The sequence below is a fragment of the Tenacibaculum sp. ZH5_bin.1 genome, assembly GCF_042865525.1.
Lineage (GTDB): Bacteria > Bacteroidota > Bacteroidia > Flavobacteriales > Flavobacteriaceae > Polaribacter > Polaribacter mesophilus.
On sequence record NZ_JBEGIO010000001.1, the window covers coordinates 1706231 to 1728371 of the forward strand.

At 31.5% G+C, this 22141-nt stretch carries 24 protein-coding genes; 19 read left to right on the forward strand and 5 right to left on the reverse strand.

The genetic code is table 11. The annotated features are described in order from the left end of the window. Positions 1-24: 24 nt before the first annotated feature. The 4 genes from ABHQ57_RS07925 to dapF all read right to left on the reverse strand — a co-directional run bounded on the left by ABHQ57_RS07925 (position 25) and on the right by dapF (position 3135). Complete coding sequence (locus ABHQ57_RS07925) at positions 25-645, reverse strand: peptidoglycan-binding protein LysM (RefSeq protein WP_073182625.1); 621 nt, start codon at positions 643-645, stop codon at positions 25-27. A 168-nt stretch (positions 646-813) separates the two neighbouring features. Next, positions 814-1842: an endolytic transglycosylase MltG gene (mltG, locus tag ABHQ57_RS07930; protein ID WP_167713550.1), complete on the reverse strand. Its 1029-nt coding sequence runs from the start codon at positions 1840-1842 to the stop codon at positions 814-816. Then, complete coding sequence (locus ABHQ57_RS07935) at positions 1835-2359, reverse strand: GNAT family N-acetyltransferase (RefSeq protein ID WP_167713551.1); 525 nt, start codon at positions 2357-2359, stop codon at positions 1835-1837. Before ABHQ57_RS07935 ends, mltG begins: the two co-directional genes overlap by 8 nt. Further along, the gene (gene dapF / locus ABHQ57_RS07940; protein WP_167713552.1) at positions 2359-3135 is read right to left on the reverse strand and encodes a diaminopimelate epimerase; all 777 of its coding nucleotides are present in this window, start codon (positions 3133-3135) and stop codon (positions 2359-2361) included. The genes ABHQ57_RS07935 and dapF overlap by 1 nt, the downstream gene beginning before the upstream one ends. A 136-nt stretch (positions 3136-3271) precedes the next feature. Here dapF and ABHQ57_RS07945 point away from each other — a divergent pair, with 136 nt between their 5' ends. From ABHQ57_RS07945 to ABHQ57_RS07975, 7 genes are all read left to right on the forward strand, one after another. Further along, positions 3272-4654 carry a trypsin-like peptidase domain-containing protein gene (locus ABHQ57_RS07945; protein WP_167713553.1) on the forward strand — a complete coding sequence of 461 codons (1383 nt, stop codon included), beginning with the start codon at positions 3272-3274 and terminating at the stop codon, positions 4652-4654. 164 nt (positions 4655-4818) lie between these two features. Then, positions 4819-6261, forward strand: a complete 1443-nt coding sequence (locus ABHQ57_RS07950) for a glyceraldehyde-3-phosphate dehydrogenase (protein WP_073181150.1) — start codon at positions 4819-4821, stop codon at positions 6259-6261. Positions 6262-6355: 94 nt separating this feature from the next. Continuing rightward, positions 6356-6718, forward strand: coding sequence for a hypothetical protein (locus ABHQ57_RS07955; RefSeq protein WP_047789188.1), 363 nt, complete (start codon positions 6356-6358; stop codon positions 6716-6718). A gap of 130 nt (positions 6719-6848) precedes the next feature. Further along, positions 6849-7409 (forward strand): hypothetical protein, encoded by a 561-nt coding sequence (locus ABHQ57_RS07960; RefSeq protein ID WP_231128390.1) that lies wholly within the window; start codon positions 6849-6851, stop codon positions 7407-7409. Between the two features lie 4 nt (positions 7410-7413). Beyond that, positions 7414-9411 (forward strand): NAD-dependent DNA ligase LigA, encoded by a 1998-nt coding sequence (ligA, locus tag ABHQ57_RS07965; protein ID WP_167713554.1) that lies wholly within the window; start codon positions 7414-7416, stop codon positions 9409-9411. A gap of 70 nt (positions 9412-9481) precedes the next feature. Further along, positions 9482-10138, forward strand: a complete 657-nt coding sequence (locus tag ABHQ57_RS07970; protein ID WP_389863144.1) for a lysoplasmalogenase — start codon at positions 9482-9484, stop codon at positions 10136-10138. A gap of 60 nt (positions 10139-10198) precedes the next feature. Then, positions 10199-10657, forward strand: a complete 459-nt coding sequence (locus ABHQ57_RS07975; protein WP_389863147.1) for a GyrI-like domain-containing protein — start codon at positions 10199-10201, stop codon at positions 10655-10657. Positions 10658-10697: 40 nt separating this feature from the next. Here ABHQ57_RS07975 and ABHQ57_RS07980 read toward each other — a convergent pair whose 3' ends face one another. Then, entirely contained in the window at positions 10698-11087 is a 390-nt protein-coding gene (locus ABHQ57_RS07980; protein ID WP_073181142.1) for a DoxX family membrane protein, read from the reverse strand. A 76-nt stretch (positions 11088-11163) separates the two neighbouring features. On the opposite strand from ABHQ57_RS07980, the gene ABHQ57_RS07985 reads away from it, so the two are divergent. From ABHQ57_RS07985 to ABHQ57_RS08040, 12 genes are all read left to right on the forward strand, one after another. Next, positions 11164-12237 carry an esterase-like activity of phytase family protein gene (locus ABHQ57_RS07985; RefSeq protein ID WP_053056678.1) on the forward strand — a complete coding sequence of 358 codons (1074 nt, stop codon included), beginning with the start codon at positions 11164-11166 and terminating at the stop codon, positions 12235-12237. A gap of 29 nt (positions 12238-12266) precedes the next feature. Beyond that, on the forward strand, positions 12267-12779 hold the full coding sequence (locus ABHQ57_RS07990; protein ID WP_047789183.1) for a DUF6913 domain-containing protein: 513 nt from the start codon (positions 12267-12269) through the stop codon (positions 12777-12779). After that, complete coding sequence (gene dapA, locus ABHQ57_RS07995) at positions 12779-13654, forward strand: 4-hydroxy-tetrahydrodipicolinate synthase (protein WP_047789182.1); 876 nt, start codon at positions 12779-12781, stop codon at positions 13652-13654. Before ABHQ57_RS07990 ends, dapA begins: the two co-directional genes overlap by 1 nt. Before the next feature lie 100 nt (positions 13655-13754). Next, positions 13755-14270, forward strand: a complete 516-nt coding sequence (locus tag ABHQ57_RS08000) for a ferritin (RefSeq protein WP_047789181.1) — start codon at positions 13755-13757, stop codon at positions 14268-14270. A 131-nt stretch (positions 14271-14401) separates the two neighbouring features. Then, positions 14402-15214, forward strand: a complete 813-nt coding sequence (locus ABHQ57_RS08005) for an outer membrane protein assembly factor BamD (protein ID WP_231128391.1) — start codon at positions 14402-14404, stop codon at positions 15212-15214. Positions 15215-15217: 3 nt separating this feature from the next. Beyond that, the gene (locus tag ABHQ57_RS08010) at positions 15218-15538 is read left to right on the forward strand and encodes a DNA-directed RNA polymerase subunit omega (protein WP_047789179.1); all 321 of its coding nucleotides are present in this window, start codon (positions 15218-15220) and stop codon (positions 15536-15538) included. A 1-nt stretch (position 15539) separates the two neighbouring features. Further along, positions 15540-16751, forward strand: coding sequence for a bifunctional phosphopantothenoylcysteine decarboxylase/phosphopantothenate--cysteine ligase CoaBC (coaBC, locus tag ABHQ57_RS08015; RefSeq protein WP_253055840.1), 1212 nt, complete (start codon positions 15540-15542; stop codon positions 16749-16751). Next, on the forward strand, positions 16744-17634 hold the full coding sequence (locus tag ABHQ57_RS08020) for a DUF4835 family protein (protein ID WP_173360845.1): 891 nt from the start codon (positions 16744-16746) through the stop codon (positions 17632-17634). Before coaBC ends, ABHQ57_RS08020 begins: the two co-directional genes overlap by 8 nt. A 127-nt stretch (positions 17635-17761) precedes the next feature. Next, the gene (recN, locus tag ABHQ57_RS08025) at positions 17762-19414 is read left to right on the forward strand and encodes a DNA repair protein RecN (protein WP_253679925.1); all 1653 of its coding nucleotides are present in this window, start codon (positions 17762-17764) and stop codon (positions 19412-19414) included. 50 nt (positions 19415-19464) lie between these two features. Further along, positions 19465-20277, forward strand: a complete 813-nt coding sequence (locus ABHQ57_RS08030) for an enoyl-ACP reductase (protein ID WP_047789174.1) — start codon at positions 19465-19467, stop codon at positions 20275-20277. Between the two features lie 95 nt (positions 20278-20372). Continuing rightward, complete coding sequence (locus ABHQ57_RS08035) at positions 20373-21152, forward strand: DUF3050 domain-containing protein (protein ID WP_047789173.1); 780 nt, start codon at positions 20373-20375, stop codon at positions 21150-21152. 5 nt (positions 21153-21157) lie between these two features. Further along, on the forward strand, positions 21158-22105 hold the full coding sequence (locus tag ABHQ57_RS08040; RefSeq protein ID WP_167713660.1) for a glycosyltransferase family 2 protein: 948 nt from the start codon (positions 21158-21160) through the stop codon (positions 22103-22105). The last annotated feature ends 36 nt before the right edge of the window (positions 22106-22141 follow it).

A 22141-nucleotide genomic window follows, 5' to 3' on the forward strand; every position in this document is an offset into this window, starting at 1 on the left:
TTTTTTAATATCTTTAGTTATTGGTTAAACCGTTGGTTTTTTGTTGGCTTTGATGTTGGAAACATCATAACCAGCAAACTTTTTAAGGTATGATTGTATAGAGGTTCCATAGGCATCGTTAAAACGGATAGACCCGTTTGAACGTAAGAACTTTTTTACATTACCAGCGCCACTTAAGTGCGCTGCTGCTAAAATACCAGATTCGGTTATTTTAACTCCATTAATAGTTTTACCAACACTTCTTTTAATGTCTTTTCTTAAAATCCATTTGTTTAATTTACAGTACGCTACAAATGTGCGTTCTTGTAATTCTGGGTTTCTAAGAAAATGAGTGGTATTGTAAATTCTAAATCTCTTTAGGGTTTCTTTACCAAATTGGTATTTCCCTAAATATCCAAGTGTATTAACTACTCTGTACCTACCTTGTGATTCTTTAAAAGCTAAGGCTTCTTTAAATCCTACAAAATCATTTAATAAAAAAGGAATGTTTACCTTTTCTACCTTGTGAATTGGTATTGGCGTTGTTGTAGTAGTTTTTTCTTTTTTAGTTGTAGTCTCTGTAAAACTGGTTAATAATACAAATCCTAAAAATACTAATACTAAATGTCTGATAATTAAATACTTTCTGTTTAGCGCAGCAAAGATACGGTAAATTTTTATAACAGGCTATAAATCAATAATTTACAGTTTTTTAGCTATTGATAATTAAGTTGTTTTCTGGTGTTTTTTTTAGGTAAAAAACAAAAAAAACTATTTTATATTAACTTTTTAATAATGTTTTATTGAAATTGATGAGAATAAAATTTTGTTAATTTATCTCTTTATTCCTTGTTGATTTATCCATTGTTGATATTTCACTGCATTTCGATTGTGTTGTGCTAAAGAGTTAGCAAATTCATGAAAGCCAATTTTATCAACACTAGCACACATGTAGTAATAATTGTGTTTTTGATGGTTTAAAACAGCATCAATAGATGAAATATCTGGCATTGCAATCAAAGTAGGAGGAAGTCCTGTGTTTTTATAAGTATTGTAAGGAGAGTCTATCACTAAATCTTTGTTTAAAACCCTTTTTACAACAAAATCTTGTCCTTTAACTTCTTTAATTGCATATATAACTGTTGGGTCGGCTTGTAAAGGCCAATTATCTCTTAATCTATTTAGATACAAACCAGCCACGACAGGGCGTTCTATTTTTTTAGCTGTTTCTTTCTGAACGATAGAAGCTAATGTAATTACCTCTTCTTTTGAAAGGTTTAGTTTTTTAGCTTTTTCTAACCTAGCAGAAGTCCAAAAACGATTGTATTCGCGTAGCATTTTATCGCGAAATTTTTCAGCAGAAGTATTCCAGTAAAACTCATAACTATTCGGAATGTACATTCCTAATGCAGATTTTTCAGTAAATTTATTGGTAGCTAAAAAAGAAGGATCTTGCATAGCTTGTAATAAAGCAATAGAGTCTGCTTCAATTTGTTCAGCTATTCTTCCTGCTAATTTTTCTAAAGTATCTTGATTGTTGAATGATAGGATAATAGGTGTTTGATTTCCACTACGTAAAAGGTTTACAACATCATTCATATTCATCCCTTTTTTTAATAGGTACTTTCCTCCCTTAGGTTGTGCGAATTTTTTCTTTTCAGCAACCCAAACAAAATTTTCAGGATGTTTAACAAACTCAGAAAGTTGTTTTTTTACATCTATAAAAGAAGCGTCAGAGCCTATATAGATAGCGCCATCTTTAGTAACAGCTTTACCAAAGATTTTTTGATAGTAGTTAAATCCAATAATTCCGCCAATTAAAAAAATAGCAGCAATACCTCCTAAAATAATTTTCTTATTCATTTATTAGTTGAAATAATAGTTCGTCTTTATATGTTTCATTATGAAATATCCAATCTTTTTTAATACCAGTTTGCTTAAAGTCTTGTTTTTCAAAAAGATGTAAGCTACTAGTATTGTCACTAGTGATATTTGCATATAGTTGATGTAAATGCAAATGTATAAAACAGTACTTTATTAGTAACTGTAAAGCTTCAGAGGCAAATCCCTTCTGCTGAAAGTCAGGATGAATTAAAATTCCGATACCAGCTCTTTTATGTTGCGGGTTAAAATCGAACAAATCTATCATCCCAATAGATTTACCAGTCACTTTATCATCAATAACTAATCGTAATTGTTTAGCTTCATAAATATCTAAGTGAGCGTTTTCTAAATATTGCTTCAGTAAAAATTTAGAAAAAGGAGTCTGTGTATGACTCACTTCCCAAAAAGATTCATTATTTTCAATTTGAAATAAAAACTCTAAATCTTCAGGTTCTAAGGCTCTTAACTTGATATGTGTTCCAGTTAACGTATGCACTAAATATTTATTTTACCCTCAAATACAAATGTAGCGGGACCTTTTAAAAATACATTCGAATAAACTCCGTCTTGTTCTTCAAAAGAAACTTCTAATTCCCCGCCTTCAACAGGCAAGATTATAGATGAACTGTTGGTTTTTTTAGTAGCATGCATGGCTATAGCAACGGCAGTAACACCCGTTCCGCAGGCTAAAGTCTCATTTTCTACGCCACGCTCGTAGGTACGTACTTTAAAAGTGTTATTTGTTATTTGTTCTACAAAATTAACGTTGCTACCTTCGGCACCATAAATTTCATTCCTGATTTTTTTTCCATTTGAAAACACGTCATAATTAGCAAGATCGTTTACTAGCTGAACATGGTGTGGAGATCCTGTATTGGTAAAAACGTATTTGTCAAAAATATTCACCTTGTTAACATCAATCATTTGTAAAGAAACAAGGTTGTTAGAAATAGAGGCATGATGCAGCCCGTCAATAGCAATAAAAGTAGTTTCGGTTTCAAAAAGTCCAAGTTTATGAGCAAAAGCCACAATACAGCGTCCACCATTACCACACATAGTACTTTCATTACCATCTGAGTTATAATATACCATTTTAAAATCGGTAGTATTATCTTCTTCAAGTAATATAAGACCATCAGCTCCGATACCAAAGTGTCTATCACATAATTTTGCAATTATGTCAGTTTTATTTTTTGGAAGGGTTTTTGAGCGATTATCAATTATGATAAAATCGTTACCAGTTCCTTGGTATTTGTAAAATTCTAAATCCATAATAAAGGACAAAGATACATATTTTATGAAGGAAAGAGGACTGTTAAATAGCGGTTAAAATCAGTTAAATAGAAGTTAAACACATTTACTTGAAATGTTAAAATTGTATATTTGAAGTATAAAATTTTGTAAGCATATGAAGAAAATTATTGGAACTTTAGGAATTGCGATTTTAGGAGGCGCAATAGCACTTGCAGGATACAAAACACTAATAGAAGAACCGCAAGTAATAGTAGAGAAAGAGGTAGAGCCAACAATGCAAACTGTAAAGGCAAGTTATACACCAACAATAATAAACTCAACATCAACACCAACAGATTTTACAGAAGCAGCTGATAAAACAGTACATGCGGTGGTTCATGTTAAAAATACATCTATAAGAACACAACAAGATCCTTATAGTTTTTTCTTTGGAGGAAATGGTACAAGGAAATATCAACAAGTTGGTACAGGTAGCGGTGTAATTATTTCTCCTGATGGATATATTGTAACTAATAATCATGTGATTGAAGGAGCAAGTGATATTGAGATTACGTTAAACAATCAGAAAAAAATAAAAGCGGAATTAATAGGGGCTGATAAAGCGAATGATATAGCATTGTTAAAAGTAGAAGCTGACTTTGAATTACCAAATTTACCTTTTGGAAATTCTGATAATATTAAAGTAGGAGAATGGGTATTAGCAGTAGGAAATCCCTATAATTTAACATCTACTGTTACTGCAGGTATTGTAAGTGCAAAAGGGCGTGATTTAAATGGTAACACAAACATAGATTCATTTATTCAAACAGACGCTGCTGTAAATCCAGGAAACAGTGGAGGAGCGTTAGTGAATACAAGAGGTGAATTAATAGGAATCAATACAGCTATTTCTTCAAGAACAGGCTCTTTTATAGGGTATTCATTTGCAGTACCTTCAAACATTGCTAAAAAAATAGTAGATGATTTACTAGAGTTTGGAATGGTACAACAAGCTGTTTTAGGAGTTAATGTAGATATTGAAGCAGTAAATATTGAAGGAGTAAAAATAGGAGAAGTTTTAGAAGAAGGAGGGGCTAAAAAAGCTGGCTTGGAAGAAGGAGATATTATAACAAAAGTAAACGATATAAAGATTTCTAAGTTTTCAGATTTAAAAGGACAGTTAACGGCAAAAAGACCTGGAGAATATGTGAATTTAACAATTGATAGAGATGGAGAAGAGTTGACTAAAGTAGTTAAATTAACCAAGCTTATAAAGTTGCCAGTAAGTAGAGTTTTAGAAACAGAGTTTGAAGATCTTACAAAAGAAGATAGGGAAAAGTTTAAATTAGATGGGGGAGCTAAAATTAAAAGAACTCAAAATATAGCTTTTAAACAATTTGAAGTAGGAAAAGGGTATATTTTAACCAAAATTAATGGGAAAAAAGTAAGTAATGCAAAAGAAGCTGTTGGTATGTTAGATCGTTCGTATGGTAGTGGTAAAAGGCTTTTATTAGAGATGATTAGTCCATCAGGTCAAATAGAGCGATTTAGGTATTAGGTTAATGAAAAAAATATTTAGAAGAATAAACTATATATACTAAATAAAAAAAGTCCTGTTAAAACGATTTTTAACAGGGCTTTTTTCTTTTGTAAAACCAACAAGAAATAAAGAAGAAATACCTATTTTTGCAAAAATTTTTTAATTTTAGTTAACACACAACTATGTCAACAATAACAAATTACGAAAAAGAAGTAGTAAATCAAGCACAAGTTCGAAGAGCTACGGTTGAGTTTATAAACATCGTTAACGATTTATGGTACGATAAATCTATCGAGTTAGTATTATTTAGAAATCCATTGGTAGATAAAAGAGCTAGTGAGGTTTTAAATTTAATCGATTATGCTAAAGAGTTTGTAGCGAAGCCAATAACAATAGAAGATGCTTTAGAAATAGCTAAATCAATTCAATCAATTGATTTACCACCATCAAAATTAGATATTGGTAAATTAGCATACGAATATCATTTACAAGATGAAGCATCGGTAGATAAAATAGCTTTTGTAAAAGAGCAATTAAAAGATGCTACTGAAGCAGAAAATATTCAACCAAAAGACGTAGTATTATACGGTTTTGGACGTATTGGTCGTTTATTAGCTCGTGAGTTGAGCAGTAAAATGGGTAAAGGTTCTCAATTACGATTAAGAGCTGTAGTAACTCGTGGTAAAATAGATCAAACAGTATTAGAAAAAAGAGCTTCTTTGTTAAGTGTAGATTCTGTACATGGAGATTTCTTAGGAACAGTTCAGGTAGATGCTGATAACAACGCTTTAATCATTAACGGTACAACTGTTTACATGATTTCTGCTGCACAACCAGAAGATATTGATTATACGCAATATGGAATTAACGATGCGTTAATTATTGATAACACAGGAGCTTTTAGAGATGAAGAAGCATTAAGTCGTCACTTAAAAGCAAAAGGAGCAAGTAAAGTATTATTAACAGCTCCAGGTGCAGGTGTACCTAACATTGTTCACGGTGTAAACCATGAAGAAAATAACCCTGATAATATCGATATTTTCTCAGCAGCTTCATGTACTACCAATGCTATTACACCAGTATTAAAAGTGTTAGAAGATAACTTCGGAATAAAAAAAGGACACTTAGAAACAATTCATGCATATACAAACGATCAAAACTTGGTTGATAACATGCATAAGAAATACCGTAGAGGTAGAGCTGCTGCGTTAAACATGGTAATTACAGAAACAGGGGCAGGAAAAGCAGTAGCAAAAGCATTACCAGCATTAGCAGGTAAGTTAACCTCAAGTGCTATTCGTGTACCAGTGCCTAACGGATCGTTAGCAATCTTAAACTTACAATTAAATACTCCAGCAACAGTAGAGTCAGTAAACGCTATCATGAAGCAGTATGCCTTAGAAGGAGATTTGGTAGAGCAAATTCAATACTCATTAAGTAATGAATTAGTGTCTTCTGATATTGTAGGAACAACAGCACCATCTATTTTCGACAGTAAAGCAACAATAGCTGACGGAGATACTATCGTAATTTATGTATGGTACGATAATGAATATGGTTATTCACATCAAGTAATGCGTTTAGCAAAGCATATAGCTAAAGTACGTCGTTATACCTATTATTAATATAATTTTAAAAGTATATAAAAAGCTGAAGTATTGATTTACTTCAGCTTTTTTATTATATTTGAATAAAGAATAACCCCTAAATATCCCCTTAATGAAAAAAGTAGTAATATTACTATTTCTAGTGCTTGGTGTTAGCTCACTAAGCCATTCACAAGAACTGAGAACATTAGTGTCTGGTAAGTGGTTCGTAGATTCAATGAAAATTGGAAATGAAAAATTCGAGTTTTTGAATGGTAGTAATTGGCTAGAATTAAACTCTGATGGAAGGTATCATGTAATGATGAGTAATAAAGAAGAGAATGGTACATGGAAATTGATAACCGATAAAAATGAGTTAGAGTTTGATGATAAAAGCTTTGATAAAAATTTAAAAATTGAAAAAATTAGTGAAACAATGTTATTAGTTTCAGCAAAAAATGAAGAAACCATCTATACTATGTGGTTAAAAAAATAAACTATACACATAGTTTATTTTTTAACGACCGAGGTAAGGGATTACCTCGGTTTTTTGTTTTTTACTCGTATACTACTTTAGTGTATACCACTCGTATCTTTTTATTAAATTAGCATCAAAATAAAAAAAAATGAAAGTAGTACTTACACCAATGTTGTTATTATTTGCAGCAATAACAACCGCACAATCCAAATTACCATATTACGAAATTCCAAAAGAAGAAAAAGAGTTTACTGCGGGTTCTGTGATTAGTAGAATGATAGATGGATTAGGATTTCGTTATTATTGGGCGACAGAAGGTTTAACTGAGAAAGATTTAGAGTATAAACCAAGCACTGAAGCAAAAACGACAGGAGAAACAATAGATCATGTGTTAAGTTTATCGCAGGTAATTTTAAATGCTGCTTTAAGTAAACCTAATGAAAAAAAACAGGTTAAAATGACCTTTGGTGAAAAAAGAAAAATAACCTTAGAAAACTTAAAACGAGCTAGTGATATTTTAAGAAGTAGTGATGATGTGTCACAATTCAAAATAATCTTTGGAGAAAAAGAATTTCCATTATGGAATGCAATTAATGGTCCAATAGCAGATGCTATTTGGCATGCAGGTCAGTTAGCTTCATTCAGAAGAGCATCAGGAAACGCAATCAATTCAAAAATAAATCATTTTACAGGTACCGTTAGAAAATAATTTAATGACAGTTCAGGAGAAGATACAACAATTAAGAGAAGAGTTACACAAACATAATCATAGTTATTATGTGTTGGATGCACCAACCATATCAGATTATGAATTTGATATTAAGTTAAAAGAGCTTCAGCAGTTAGAAGACGAAAATCCAGAATATTTTGATTCAAATTCCCCAACGCAACGAGTAGGAGGAGAAGTAACTAAAAACTTTGAAACGGTTACTCACAAACATAGAATGTATTCGTTAGACAATTCGTATTCTAAAGAAGATTTGTTAGATTGGGAAAAACGTGTCCAGAAAATTTTAGGAACCGATGAAGTTGAATATACCTGTGAATTAAAATACGATGGAGCTTCAATAAACCTTACTTATGAGAATGGTGAGTTTGTACAAGCAGTTACTCGTGGAGATGGTTTTCAAGGAGATAATGTAACAACCAATATTCGTACGATAAAATCCATTCCATTATTGCCAAATAGTGATTTTGTGAGAGATTTTGAAATGCGAGGAGAAATCATTTTACCGTTAGACGGATTTAATAAAATGAATGAAGAACGTATTGCGAATGATGAAGAACCTTATAGAAATCCGCGTAATACCGCTAGTGGAAGCTTGAAGTTACAAGATAGTGCAGAAGTAGCAAAACGCCCGTTAGATTGTTTGTTGTATCAATTAGTAACGAGAGAACGTAAATATGCTTCACATTTTGAAAGTTTAGAAGCTGCAAGAAAAGTTGGGTTTAAGATTCCAGACACAATTGTTTTAGCCAAATCGATAGAGGATGTATTAAACTTTGTAAACGAGTGGGATGTTAAACGTCATACGTTACCTTACGAAACGGATGGAGTAGTGGTGAAAGTAAATTCGTTTCAGCAACAAGACGAACTAGGTTATACTTCAAAAGCACCTCGTTGGGCAATCGCTTATAAATTTAAGGCAGAGCAAGTTTCAACAGTATTAAATGAAATTACCTATCAAGTAGGTAGAACAGGAGCAATAACACCTGTAGCAAACTTAGAACCTGTACAATTAGCTGGAACGATTGTAAAAAGAGCTTCATTACATAACGCCGACCAAATAGCAAAGTTAGATGTACGAGTAGGAGACACTGTTTTTGTAGAAAAAGGAGGAGAAATTATCCCGAAAATTATAGCTGTTGATTTAACAAAGCGACCAGAAGACTCTGTTCCTACGCAATATGCAACCCATTGCCCCGAATGTAATACTGAATTAGTCAGAACTGAAGGAGATGCAAAACATTATTGTCCGAACGAATTTGGATGTGCACCGCAAATTACAGGTAGAATCAAGCATTTTATCAGTAGAAAAGCCATGGATATTGATGGCTTAGGAGGAGAAACGGTTGATTTATTACGCAAAGAAGGACTGATAAAGAACTACGCAGATTTATATGACTTAACGGTAGCACAAGTTGTTCCGTTAGAGCGAATGGCTGAAAAATCAGCACAAAATATGATTGAAGGAATTGAAAAATCAAAAGAAGTTCCGTTTGAAAAAGTGTTGTTTGCTTTAGGAATCCGTTTTGTAGGTGAAACTGTGGCTAAAAAGCTAGCAAAACATTTTAAGTCAATCGATAATTTAATGAATGCCGATTTGGAAACCTTAATTGCTGTTGATGAAATTGGTGATAGAATAGCACAAAGTATTATTGATTTTTCGAACAATTTAGGGAACATAGACTTAATAAACCGATTAAAATCACACGGAGTTCAACTAGAAGTTTCAGCAGAAAGTTTAGAAGGACAAACAGATAAGTTAGCTGGGAAAGTATTTGTCGTTTCAGGAGTTTTTCATCAAATGAGTAGAACTGAACTTAAAAAAGCAATTGAAGACAACGGTGGTAAGGTGTCGAGTTCCATTTCTAAAAAAACTACATATATTGTAGCAGGTGATAATATGGGGCCGAGTAAGCTTACCAAAGCTGAAAGCCTGGGAATTCCCATTATTTCAGAACAAGATTTTATTGATACGATTGCTTAGTTTTTAGACAGTAGACGACAGTAGATAGTGAAAATTAAAAACTAATTTATCTAACACCTAACACAAAAAAATGACCAAACAAACTAAAATAACCCTAGCTTCCATCGTTTTTTTATTGGTTGCTATTACCGATCTGTATGCAGTAATTACACAAAATAAAACAATAGAAATGATTTTTAAACCGTTATTAATGACATCACTAGCGGTAGTGTATTTGGTATCGGTAAGTAAGCATCGTTTCTGGTTGTTATCGGCTTTGTTTTTTTCGTTTTGGGGTGATGTTTTCTTGCTTGATAAAACAAACTTTTTTGTATTTGGTTTGGCCTCGTTTTTAGTAGCACATGTTGTTTATATTAAAATAACGACAAGCTTTTTGTATAAGGATTCAGTAGTTAAAATACTAACATCAGCAGTTCCCTTTGTATTGTTATTTGTGGGACTCTTAGGTTTAATTTATAATAATTTAGGAGACATGTTGCTACCTGTATTGGTGTACGGAATAGCTATTTCAACTTTTGGAACAGCAGCATTACTAAATTATCGTCAGCAAAAAAACACAGCGAATTCATGGTTGTTGTTAGGAGCTATTTTGTTTATTGCTTCTGATAGCCTTATAGCATTGAATAACTTTTATACACCTAAAAGGTTGTTTGATATTGCTATAATTATCCTGTATATCGTTTCTCAATATCTAATTGTTAAAGCAGTTGTAGCAAAAGAAAATTAAAAACTACTGACATAGGGTTGACATAGCGGCACTTTATTTTTGTTTAAAATAAAAAGCATAATGAATACAGGACAAAATGAACCGTTTTACGTGGTAGGAATTTCAGTAAGAACTACTAACGAGAATCAACAAGCAGCAAAAGATATACCTGCTTTATGGCAACGGTTTATGTCGGAGAATATAGTTGAACAAATCCCAAATAAACTTTCAAATGAAGTATACGCTGTGTATACGGATTATGAATCAGATTATACTAAGCCATACACAACAATCATCGGTTGTAAGGTAAGTGAAATAGGTAATATCCCAGAAGGGTTTGTGTGTAAAAAAATAGCAGCACCAAACTATAAAACATATGCAGCAAAGGGAAGCTTAACAGAGAATATTGTCTATAACAAATGGTTAGAAATTTGGAATGAAGATATAAAAAGAGCTTATACTTCCGATTATGAGTTGTATGGAGCAAAAGCATCAGACCCAACAAATGCAGAAGTAGAAATATTTATAGGAGTAAATTAATCAAAAAGGGCAGTTTTAGAACTGCTCTTTTTAATTTAAATTAATGTTTATTTCTAACAAAAGGTATATTATTTCTATTAAAAATTAATAGAATAACTCCAGAGATAAAAGTTACGATAGCACTAATAAACAAAATGCCACCATCGCCATCGTGTTCAATACCTAAAATAGTTAAGTGGCTCATAATTGCTCCACCCATTAAACCAATAGTTAATAAGGCTCCTAACCAAGTTTTTTTAGGGATAAATAAAAGTACGGAAGCAATTAATTCAAAAACACCTGTACCTATTCGCATATAAGCCTCATTATCTCCAGCTATTTTAATAAATAAATCAATGCTTTCTTGAGCTCCAGTAAATTTAAAAAATAATGTTTGAAGCATTATAATAGCAGCTATCAGTTTTAAAATTAAAAGAATATATTTTTTCATACATAATAAAAATCTATTTACTTAGACGTTATAATTCTTAATGCTTACATAAACTAAAAACAATACTTTTGTAAGTATGAAAAAAATAGTATTAGTCCTATCCGTTTTTGGTTTACTTGCTTGTAAAAAGCAAAAAACAACACTTAAGTTTTTAGACGAGTATTTGATAAAAGATTCTTTAGTTATCAATAACACTGTTATCGGTGGAATTTCTGGAATTGATTATTACAATAACAACTACTATATGGTAGTGGATGATGCTACAAATCCAAGAATTTTAGTAGGAGATATTATTGTTAAAAATGATTCAATACAATCGGTAAATTTTGAAGATGTTATTATAGTTGATACTATAAGTAAGTTTACTAAAAACCATGTATTGGATTTAGAATCTGTATTCGTAGATAACGGAACCATAAATTTAGTAAGTGAAGGGTCTATTCAATATAAAAAAGACCCAAGTATATTTGAAATAGACACAAAAGGAAACTTTAAACAAGGGGTAGAAATACCTAATTATTTCAAAGCAACATCCAAAGCGAAACCAAAGCATAACGGTGTTTTTGAAAGTTCTTCAAAAAGTTTTGACGGAAAAGGTTTCTGGGTAGCAATGGAAGCTCCTTTAGAAGCAGATGGAGAAGAGCCTACATTTCACGAAACACAATCTCCTATCAGAATTACCTATTTTGATAACGAATCAAAAAAAGCGACCAAACAATTTGCATATCAATTAGAAAAAATTGATAAACCAGCTAAAGGAAAAATAAACCTAAACGGAACTACAGCTATTTTAGAATACCGAAAGAATCAGTTTTTTATAATTGAAAGAGCATATCAAAGTGGTTATGGTAGCCATGGAAATGTAGTTAGAATTTTTAAAGCAACTATAGATAAAACTTCAACAAATACATTAGAAAATCAATCTTTAAAAAACGAAAAATATACACCATTAAAAAAAGAGCTGTTATTTGATTTTAGTACTGTTAAAAATCAATTAACCGATGGGATAATAGATAACATTGAAGCGATTACTTTTGGTCCAATATTGCAAAACGGAAATAAATCGTTAATCTTGGCTGCTGATGATAATTTTCAGTTGTATGGAAGGCAATTAAATCAATTTTTATTATTAGAAATTGATGAGAAATAATATAAATTAGCTACTCGTAATTTTTACAGATGATAAGTACCCTAAAGAAGAAATCTATTCAGAAAGCATACGACAAACTAGTTGTAAAAAAAGAGAATATCCCTCATAAAGAAACCAAAGTTAAAAGTGTAGCAATATTGCTAGATAATGAAGCTTTAGTAAATGTAGTAATAGCCAACTTAACAAACATTTTTCCTTTTCAAAAAACAGACATAAGAGTACTAGTTTGTAAAGAGTACTCAAAAAAGGAGGAACCCTCTCCAGAGTTTTTTACCGAAAAAGATTTTGGTTTCAAAGCGAGTTTAAAATCCGACAATTTAAAAGATTTCGTTAAAAACAAATACGACCTACTTATAAACTATACAAAAACGTCAAACTTATTAACGAATATGGTAACTTTGTTGTCACAAGCAGATTTTAAAGCAGGTTTTGCAGAAATTGACGATAGATTGTACGATATAGTAGTATCTGATGCTAGTTTTAACGAAGCTGTTTTAAACCAAGAATTAAAAAAATACCTAACGATTTTAAATAAAATATAATGCAAAAGTTTGTAGGAACTGGAGTAGCTTTAGTAACTCCTTTCAATGAAGATTTAAGTGTAGACTTTGAAGCACTTAAAAAGTTAGTAAATTACAATATTGAAAACGGTACAAACTATTTAGTAATAAATGGAACTACTGGAGAAAGTGCAACAATTACTAAAGAAGAAAAATTAGAAATAATAAAAGTAATTGCTGAAGAAAATAAAGGGCGTTTACCTTTAGTTTTAGGGGTTGGAGGAAACAACACACAAACTGTTGTTGAAGAACTACAATCTTTAGACTTATCGGAAATAGACGGAATTTTATCAGTAGCCCCGTATTATAGCAAACCAACTCAAGAAGGGTTCTATCAACATTACAAAGCAATTTCTTTAGCGAGCCCTAAGCCAATTATTATGTATAATGTTCCTGGTAGAACAGCAAAAAATATGGAGCCAGCAACAACGTTACGATTAGCAAGAGATTTTGAAAACATTGTTGCAGTTAAAGAAGCAGGAAACAATCAACAACAATACTATGAGTTGTTAAAAGATAAGCCTGAAGACTTTTTAGTAATTTCAGGTGATGATGATTTGGCTGTTGGGGTAACTTTAGCAGGTGGAGCAGGAGTTATTTCTGTAATAGGACAAGCATTACCAAAAGAGTTTTCAAAAATGATTCAGTTAGGGTTAGAAGGAAAAGCAAAAGAAGCTTACGAACTTCATTATAAATTAATGGATATAGTAAGCCTAATTTTTGAAGAAAACAATCCAGCAGGAATTAAAGCGGTATTACAAAAATTAGGAATTTGTTTAGATGAAGTACGTTTACCATTAGTAACAGCTTCAGAAGAACTACAAACAAAAATATCAGACTTTATAGATAATCTATAAACTGTCTAAACAAAAATAAAGAATGCAAAAGGCTACAATTTCGTTATTGTAGTCTTTTTTTAGCATCTTTGTATAAAGAGTAATTTTTAAAGTAGAAAATATGTTATCAAAAGTAATAGAACAAGCATTAAATGATCAAATAAGAGTAGAAGCAGAGTCTTCTCAAATATATTTAGCTATGGCATGTTGGGCAGAAGTTCAAGGTTTTGAAGGTGTATCACAATTTATGTACGCACATTCAGATGAAGAGCGTATGCACATGTTAAAGTTAGTAAAATTCGTAAACGAACGAGGTGGACATGCTCATATTTCTGATTTAAAAGAACCACCAGCAAAATTTGGCTCTTTTAAAGATATGTTTCAAACATTGTTTGATCATGAGGTAATGGTATCTAAATCGATAAATGATTTAGTACATATCACATTACAAGAAAAAGACTATGCAACACATAACTTTTTACAGTGGTATGTATCTGAGCAAATTGAGGAAGAAGCATTGGCACGTAATATTTTAGATAAAATTAATTTAATTGGAGACGATAAAGGAGGGTTGTATTTATTTGATAATGATGTAAAGCAAATAGTAGCTCAATCTGCATCAGGAGCACAGGAATAAGATTAACAAACATTTAGGAGTTCTTTGGAAAAATTATAACAGATTTTGTAGTTTCTTGTAAATCTCATTTATGAGATAAAAAATCGTTTTAATAATCCATAATTAATCACTAATTTTGCCAGATGCAAAAAATGAAAAATCTAGCGTATATTGCTGTAATGCTTTTAGTACTTTCTTCATGTGGAGAGTATCAAAAAGTATTGAATAAAGGAACTGTAGAAGAACAATACAAAATGGCTGTAAAAATGTACGAAGCTCAAAAGTACAGTAAAGCTTTACGTTTGTTTGAAAAAATAACACCTTCATACAGAGGTAAACCTCAAATGGAGCGTATTCAATTTATGGTTTCTCAATCTAACTTTAATGAGAAAAATTACGGGTTGGCAGGATATTACTTTAATAGATTTACTGGAAATTACCCAAAAAGTTCAAAAAGAGAAGAAGCCGCTTTTTTATCAGCTTTAAGTTATTACAAAGCAGCTCCTAGCTTTAGTTTAGACCCAACAGATACAAATAAAGCTTTAGAGGCCTTTCAAAAGTTTATAGATAATTATCCAGATTCAGATAAATTAGAAGAGGCTAACAAGTATCATGCTGAATTGAGAGCAAAACTAGAAAAGAAATCTTTTGAGATAGCAAAAACATATTATAGAACTGCTGAATATGACTCTAGAAATTACAAAGCGGCAATTGTAGCTTTTGATAATTTATTAGAAGATTATTTAGGAACTAAGTATAAAGAAGAAGCTTTATATTATCGTTTAAAAGCAGCACACGATTTAGCTATAAGAAGTAGACAAAGGAGAAAAGCAGAAAGGATAAAAAATGCTATCAAGGCATACGAAAAATTAAAAAGAAATTTTCCTGAATCAAAATTCATGGAAGAATCAAACGAAATGTTAGCAACATTAAACAAAGAACAAGAACAATTAGCTAAAAGTTAAAAAATGGATTATAAAGAAACGAAAGCGCCGTTAAGTACCGTAACTTATAATAAAGAAGCTATCGAGGCTCCAACACATAATATTTATGAAGCTATTTCTATTATAGCAAAGAGAGCTACACAAATTAATTCTGATTTAAAGAAGGAATTAGTTGACAAGTTAGATGAGTTTGCTACCTATAATGATAGTTTAGAAGAAGTTTTTGAAAATAAAGAACAAATCGAAGTTTCTAAATTCTATGAGCGTTTACCTAAACCACATGCTATTGCAGTAGAAGAGTGGTTAAATGAGAAGGTATACTATAGAACTCCAGAGACAAAATAATATGTCTGTACTAAGCGGTAAAAAAGTTTTACTTGGTGTTACCGCCGGTATAGCGGCATATAAAACAGCGAGTTTAGTTCGCTTGTTTATAAAATCAGGCGCAGAAGTCAAAGTAATTATGACTCCTGCGTCTAAAGATTTTATAACACCTCTTACACTTTCCACCTTATCAAAAAATCCAGTTCATTCTACCTTTTATGATAAAGAAGATGAAAATGAATTGTGGAATAATCATGTAGATTTAGGTTTGTGGGCAGATTTAATGTTAATAGCCCCAGCTACAGCAAATACCTTATCTAAAATGACAAATGGTACTTGCGATAATTTATTATTGGCAACCTATTTATCAGCAAAATGTCCAGTGTATTTTGCTCCTGCGATGGATTTAGATATGTACCAACATCCATCAACAAAAACTAGTTTAGAAAGTTTACAAAGTTTTGGAAATATATTAATTCCTGCTACTTCGGGTGAATTAGCAAGCGGATTGGTTGGAGAAGGTCGTATGGCTGAACCAGAAGACATTGTTGACTTTATAGAGAAAGATATTGTATCTAAACTACCGCTTCGAGGGAAAAAAATGCTAATTACTGCAGGTCCAACCTATGAAGCAATAGATCCTGTTCGTTTTATTGGAAATCATTCTTCAGGTAAAATGGGGTTTGAAATTGCAAAAACAGCGGCTAATTTAGGAGCTGAGGTGTTTTTAGTAGCAGGTCCTTCTCATCAACAAGTACATCATTCTTTTATTCATAGAATAGATGTGAAATCAGCTCAAGATATGTATGAAACATGTCATAAGTACTTTGCTGAGGTTGATATAGCTGTGTTATCGGCAGCAGTTTCAGACTATCGACCAAAAAATGTAGCTACTCAAAAAATAAAAAAGAAAGAAGCAGCGTTAAGTATTGAGTTAGAACCAACTAAAGATATCTTAAAATCTCTAGGAGAAATTAAGAAAAAACAGTTGTTAGTTGGTTTTGCATTAGAAACGAACGATGAGGTACAAAACGCAAAAAGTAAGCTTACACGCAAAAATTTAGATTTTATTGTATTAAATTCGTTACGTGATAAAGGTGCTGGTTTTGCAACCGACACCAATAAAATTACAATTATTGATGCTGATTTTAATGAAAAATCATTTGATTTAAAATCAAAAAAAGCAGTGTCAAAAGATATCGTTAACGAAATAATACAAAAATTAAATGCGTAAGTTTTTCTTTATAGTTTTTCTTTTTTCAGTTGCTTTTTCTTCTTATTCACAAGAGTTGAATGCTACTGTAATTATCAATTCAGATAAAGTACAAAGTAGTAACAAGCAAGTTTATCAAACGTTACAAAAAGCATTAACAGAGTTTATTAATGATAAACAATGGACAAATAAAAATTTTAAGCAACAAGAACGAATCAACTGCGCATTCAATATTATCATAAACGAGCAAAACGGGAGTAATTTTTCAGGAAGTTTACAAGTGCAGTCAACACGACCTGTATATAACTCAACCTACGCTACACCTGTTTTAAATATTAATGATACAAACTTTAACTTTCGTTATAATGAGTTCGATCCGTTAATTTACAATCCAACTATTTACGAATCTAATTTAATCTCTACAATTGCTTTTTATGTGTATACAATATTAGGAGTTGATACAGATACCTTTGCTTTGAAGGGAGGAGAGACTTATTTAAAACAAGCGGAAAACATTATGTTGCTGGCGCAATCTAATGGAGAGTCTGGTTGGCAAAATCAAGTAGGAAAACAAAATCGTTTTGCTTTAATAGATAATTTATTGTCTTCTAAATTTAGTGCCTTACGAAGTATCTACTACAATTATCACCGTAACGGTTTCGATAATTTTGCTGATAATAAAAATTCAGCTAAAGAAGCAATTGAAAAAAGTGTTTTAGATTTAGACAAACTACACAATATTACTATTGGTAATTATATGATTCGCGTTTTCTTAGATGCTAAAGGAGATGAAATAGTAAATGTTTTTTCTGATGGTAGTGCATCGAGAAATCAATCACAAATGATAACAGTTTTAAATAAGATTGCACCTACTTATAAAGATAAGTGGAAGAAATTACAGTAGTATTAGACTTGTTATAGGCTTAAATGTAACGTTTATAAGCTGTTGAAAAATCAATAGACTTCCTTTGTTTTAGTTTGACTTAATTCATTCAAAATTCTTACTTTTATTTTTTACAAAAGAATAGAATTTGCTTACACATTTATCTATACATAATTATGCGTTAATCAATCAGTTAACGATTGATTTTACGAACGGTTTATCTATCATAACAGGTGAAACTGGAGCAGGGAAATCCATTTTATTAGGAGCTTTAGGGCTTGTAATGGGGAACCGTGCCGACTTAACTGCTTTAAAAAACACAGAAAAAAAATGTGTTATTGAGGCTCAATTTTCTGTTGAAGGATATGCTTTACAAGAGTTGTTTAAAGAGTTAGATCTTGACTATGAACAAGAAACCATAATTCGAAGAGAAATTTTGCCTTCGGGCAAGTCGAGAGCTTTTGTTAATGATACACCAGTTACTTTATCGATATTAAATGCTTTAAAAACAAAGCTCATTGATATTCATTCGCAACATCAAACCATGCAGTTGTCAGATGTATCTTTTCAATTCTCTGTTATTGATGCCTTAGCAAAAAATCAAGCTAAAATAGCATCGTATAAAAGAGGCTTGCGTACGTATAACAAATTACGAAAAGAGCTGAAAGTACTTCAAGAAGAAACTGAGAAATCGAAAGAGCAGTACGAGTACAATTTACATTTGTTTAATGAGTTTGAAGAGGCTAATTTAAAAGAAGGAGAACAAGAAGTTTTAGAAGAAAAGTTAGATAAATTAAACAATATTGAAGAAATAAAGTTGAACTTATCTGAAGCTTTAGGTGTTTCGATTAATGAAGAAATAGGAATTCAAACATTGCTAAACTCTTTAGAGAGTAAACTGCAAAAAATTAGTTCTTTTTCTAAGCAATATGAAGAGTTAGCGAATCGAGTAACAAGCGTGAAAATTGAGTTAGATGATGTAGTTACTGAGTTAGAAAGTGCGAATGAAGAAGTTGAATTTAATCCGAATGAAATTGAAGAACTAAATGATAGGTTACAACTTATTTACAACCTTCAAAAGAAACATTCAGTATCAACTATAAGTGAATTACAAGAAATTCATGCATCATTATCTGAAAAAGTAGCACAGGTTGAAGATGCAGGAGGAATAGTGGCTCAAAAAGAGGCAGAAATTAAAGAGGTAGCTAAGAAGTTAGATGACGTAGCAAAAATGATTACGACATCTAGAAATAAAGTAATTCCGAAGTTGAAAAAAGATTTAGAATATCTTTTGTCGGAATTAGGAATGCCAAATGCTCGTTTTGCAATTGAATTACTAGCTTCTGAAGAATATTTATCTAACGGAAAAGACAATTTACAATTTTTATTCTCAGCAAACAAAGGAGGTAATTTTGGAGAATTGAAAAAGGTAGCATCAGGTGGAGAATTATCTCGCATCATGTTATCGATTAAAAAAATACTATCAGAAAACATACAACTACCAACCATTATTTTTGATGAGATTGATACCGGAGTTTCAGGGGAAGTATCTAATAAAATTGCAAAAATAATGCAAGATATGAGTGCTCATATGCAGGTAATAACTATAACACATTTACCTCAAATAGCTTCAAAAGGAGTGCAGCACTATAAAGTGTTTAAAGGAGAGGAAAAAGGAGTAACAACTTCTAATTTAAAGTTATTGTCAGAAGACGAGCGTATTAGAGAAATAGCAGAAATGTTAAGCGGAAAAGATGTTTCTGAAAGTGCTCTAATTCATGCAAAAGAATTATTAAATTAAGAGTATATTTGCTTTCAAAACAAACAACGATAGACTAAAATATTTTAAATATGTATAATTTATTAAAAGGAAAAAAAGGAATCATTTTTGGAGCATTAGATGAGAATTCTATTGCATGGAAAGTAGCAGAACGCGCTCATGAAGAAGGAGCAGAGTTTGTATTAACCAACGCACCAATAGCAATGCGTATGGGAGGTATTAAAGACTTAGCAGCAAAAACCGGATCTGAAATTATTCCTGCTGACGCCACTTCTATGGAAGATTTAAACAACTTGGTTGAAAAATCTATGGAAATTTTAGGAGGGAAAATCGATTTCGTTTTACACTCTATCGGTATGTCAGTTAATGTACGTAAAGGTCGTCATTATACAGATTCTAAATACGATTTTACAACGAAAGGATGGGATGTTTCAGCAGTATCTTTTCATAAAGTAATGAACGTTTTATATAATAAACAAGCCATGAACGAGTGGGGTAGTATTGTTGCATTAACGTATATGGCAGCACAACGTGTATTCCCAGATTATAACGATATGGCTGATAATAAAGCGTATTTAGAAAGTATTGCTCGTAGTTTTGGATATTTCTTTGGAAGAGATCATAAAGTACGTGTAAACACAATTTCTCAATCGCCAACGCCAACAACAGCAGGTCAAGGAGTAAAAGGATTTGACGGATTTATTTCGTATGCTGAAAAAATGTCTCCGTTAGGAAATGCTACAGCTTTAGAATGTGCTGATTATACAATCTCATTATTCTCAGATTTAACTAAGAAAGTAACGTTACAAAACTTATTCCACGATGGAGGTTTCTCTAATATGGGAGTAAGTGATGCGGTAATGGAAAGGTTTACTGAAGAGTAAATTAACTTGTGCCTTAAGCGTAGTCGGAAAGGTTCCGAAAGAATATATAATTAAATGCAAATCGTTAGATTTGCATTTTTTATTGATAGTTACAAATGAGCAATATTTTACACATAGAAAAGGAGTTAAAATCCTTAAGACAACAGCTTAAAGAACATGAGTTATATAATTCGTTAAATGATATAAATGATGTAAAATTATTTATGGAATCACATGTGTTCGCTGTGTGGGATTTTATGTCGTTATTAAAAGCATTACAACGAGAACTTACTTGTGTGAATTTACCTTGGTTACCTGCTGTAAATACTAAAACAGCTCGTTTTATTAATGAAATTGTGTTAGGTGAAGAAACTGATATTAATGAGTTAGGAGAGCCTAAAAGTCACTTTGAAATGTATATTGATGCGATGCGTCAAGCAGGAGGAAGTACTTCTCAAATTTCAAGTTTTATTTCAGATATTCTTGACAGTAAATCTGTTGAGCAAGCTCTGGAAAACTGTTCAATTATTGAAGAAGTGAAAGATTTTGTAAATTTTTCTTTTGAAGTTATTAAAACAAGACAACCACATATTATTGCATCTAGTTTTACCTATGGAAGAGAAGATGTGATTCCTGATATGTTTTTAGAAATTGTAAAAAATACGGAAGAGAAAGAAGGAAGTTCATACAGTAAACTTACGTATTATTTGAATAGACACATTGAGTTAGACGGTGATGAACATGGACCATTATCATTACAAATGATTGAAGAATTATGCGGTAATGATCAACAAAAATGGGATGATGTTTTGTTTTATGCTAAAGAATCTTTACAGAAAAGAATACAGCTTTGGGATGGTATAACTAAACAAATTAACAAAGCAGTTTTAGCATAGTGACTATAAGTTTTTCAATAATAATACCTGTTTATAATCGACCTCAAGAAATAGATGAGTTGTTAGGAAGCTTGACTAAACAAGAGTTGAAAGACGACTTTGAGGTACTTGTTATTGAAGATGGTTCTGAAAACTCATCAGAAGAAGTTGTAAATAAATACACTTCTCAGCTTAATCTAAAGTATTTTTCCAAGGGGAATAGTGGAGCAGGAGCAAGTCGTAATTATGGAATGAAAAGAGCATCGGGAAGTTATTTTATTATTTTGGATTCTGATGTTATTGTTCCACCACAATATCTTTCCGAAGTAAAAAAAGCATTAGAAGAAAGTTATACAGATGCTTTTGGAGGTCCAGATGCTGCGCATCCTAATTTTACTGCTTTACAAAAAGCAATTAATTATTCAATGACTTCGGTATTAACTACAGGAGGAATTCGTGGAAAAAAGAAATCGGTTGGTAAATTTCAACCCAGAAGCTTCAATCTAGGCTTGTCAAAAGTTGCTTTTGAAAAAACAAATGGTTTTTCAAAAATGAAAGCAGGAGAAGATATCGATTTAACTTTCCGTCTTTGGGAAAATGATTTTGAAACACAATTAATAGAAAAGGCTTTTGTATATCATAAGCGTAGAAGTACTATTAAACAGTTTTTTAAACAAACATTTGCTTTTGGTACTGCAAGACCTATATTGAATAAAAAATATCCAGAAACGGCAAAATTAACCTATTGGTTTCCGAGTTTGTTTATTATAGGGGGTGATATTGCCATTATAGTAGCTTTTTTTGGTTACTGGAAATTATTAACTTTTTTTGGATTTTATTTTACCTGTATCTTTTTAGATTCTCTATTTCAAAATAAAAATTTACAAGTAGCTTTGTTAAGTATGGTAACAACCATCACTCAGTTTTGCGGTTATGGGTTAGGTTTTCTCGAGTCCAGATTTCTGAAAAAATAAAAAGCTCCCAATTTCTTGAGAGCTTTTGCTAGTTAT

Bases quoted from the DNA above. Each gene is read 5' to 3' on its own strand.
- ligA (WP_167713554.1), top strand. From the start codon at position 7,414: ATGACAGTTCAGGAGAAGATACAACAATTAAGAGAAGAGTTACACAAA.
- ABHQ57_RS08030 (WP_047789174.1), top strand. From the start codon at position 19,465: ATGTATAATTTATTAAAAGGAAAAAAAGGAATCATTTTTGGAGCATTA.
- ABHQ57_RS07970 (WP_389863144.1), top strand. From the start codon at position 9,482: ATGACCAAACAAACTAAAATAACCCTAGCTTCCATCGTTTTTTTATTG.
- ABHQ57_RS07960 (WP_231128390.1), top strand. From the start codon at position 6,849: ATGAAAGTAGTACTTACACCAATGTTGTTATTATTTGCAGCAATAACA.
- ABHQ57_RS08035 (WP_047789173.1), top strand. From the start codon at position 20,373: ATGAGCAATATTTTACACATAGAAAAGGAGTTAAAATCCTTAAGACAA.
- ABHQ57_RS07990 (WP_047789183.1), top strand. From the start codon at position 12,267: ATGATAAGTACCCTAAAGAAGAAATCTATTCAGAAAGCATACGACAAA.
- ABHQ57_RS08000 (WP_047789181.1), top strand. From the start codon at position 13,755: ATGTTATCAAAAGTAATAGAACAAGCATTAAATGATCAAATAAGAGTA.
- ABHQ57_RS07945 (WP_167713553.1), top strand. From the start codon at position 3,272: ATGAAGAAAATTATTGGAACTTTAGGAATTGCGATTTTAGGAGGCGCA.
- coaBC (WP_253055840.1), top strand. From the start codon at position 15,540: ATGTCTGTACTAAGCGGTAAAAAAGTTTTACTTGGTGTTACCGCCGGT.
- ABHQ57_RS07975 (WP_389863147.1), top strand. From the start codon at position 10,199: ATGAATACAGGACAAAATGAACCGTTTTACGTGGTAGGAATTTCAGTA.
- mltG (WP_167713550.1), bottom strand. From the start codon at position 1,842: ATGAATAAGAAAATTATTTTAGGAGGTATTGCTGCTATTTTTTTAATT.
- dapA (WP_047789182.1), top strand. From the start codon at position 12,779: ATGCAAAAGTTTGTAGGAACTGGAGTAGCTTTAGTAACTCCTTTCAAT.
- ABHQ57_RS08005 (WP_231128391.1), top strand. From the start codon at position 14,402: ATGAAAAATCTAGCGTATATTGCTGTAATGCTTTTAGTACTTTCTTCA.
- ABHQ57_RS07950 (WP_073181150.1), top strand. From the start codon at position 4,819: ATGTCAACAATAACAAATTACGAAAAAGAAGTAGTAAATCAAGCACAA.
- ABHQ57_RS08020 (WP_173360845.1), top strand. From the start codon at position 16,744: ATGCGTAAGTTTTTCTTTATAGTTTTTCTTTTTTCAGTTGCTTTTTCT.
- ABHQ57_RS07980 (WP_073181142.1), bottom strand. From the start codon at position 11,087: ATGAAAAAATATATTCTTTTAATTTTAAAACTGATAGCTGCTATTATA.
- ABHQ57_RS08010 (WP_047789179.1), top strand. From the start codon at position 15,218: ATGGATTATAAAGAAACGAAAGCGCCGTTAAGTACCGTAACTTATAAT.
- dapF (WP_167713552.1), bottom strand. From the start codon at position 3,135: ATGGATTTAGAATTTTACAAATACCAAGGAACTGGTAACGATTTTATC.
- ABHQ57_RS07955 (WP_047789188.1), top strand. From the start codon at position 6,356: ATGAAAAAAGTAGTAATATTACTATTTCTAGTGCTTGGTGTTAGCTCA.
- ABHQ57_RS07985 (WP_053056678.1), top strand. From the start codon at position 11,164: ATGAAAAAAATAGTATTAGTCCTATCCGTTTTTGGTTTACTTGCTTGT.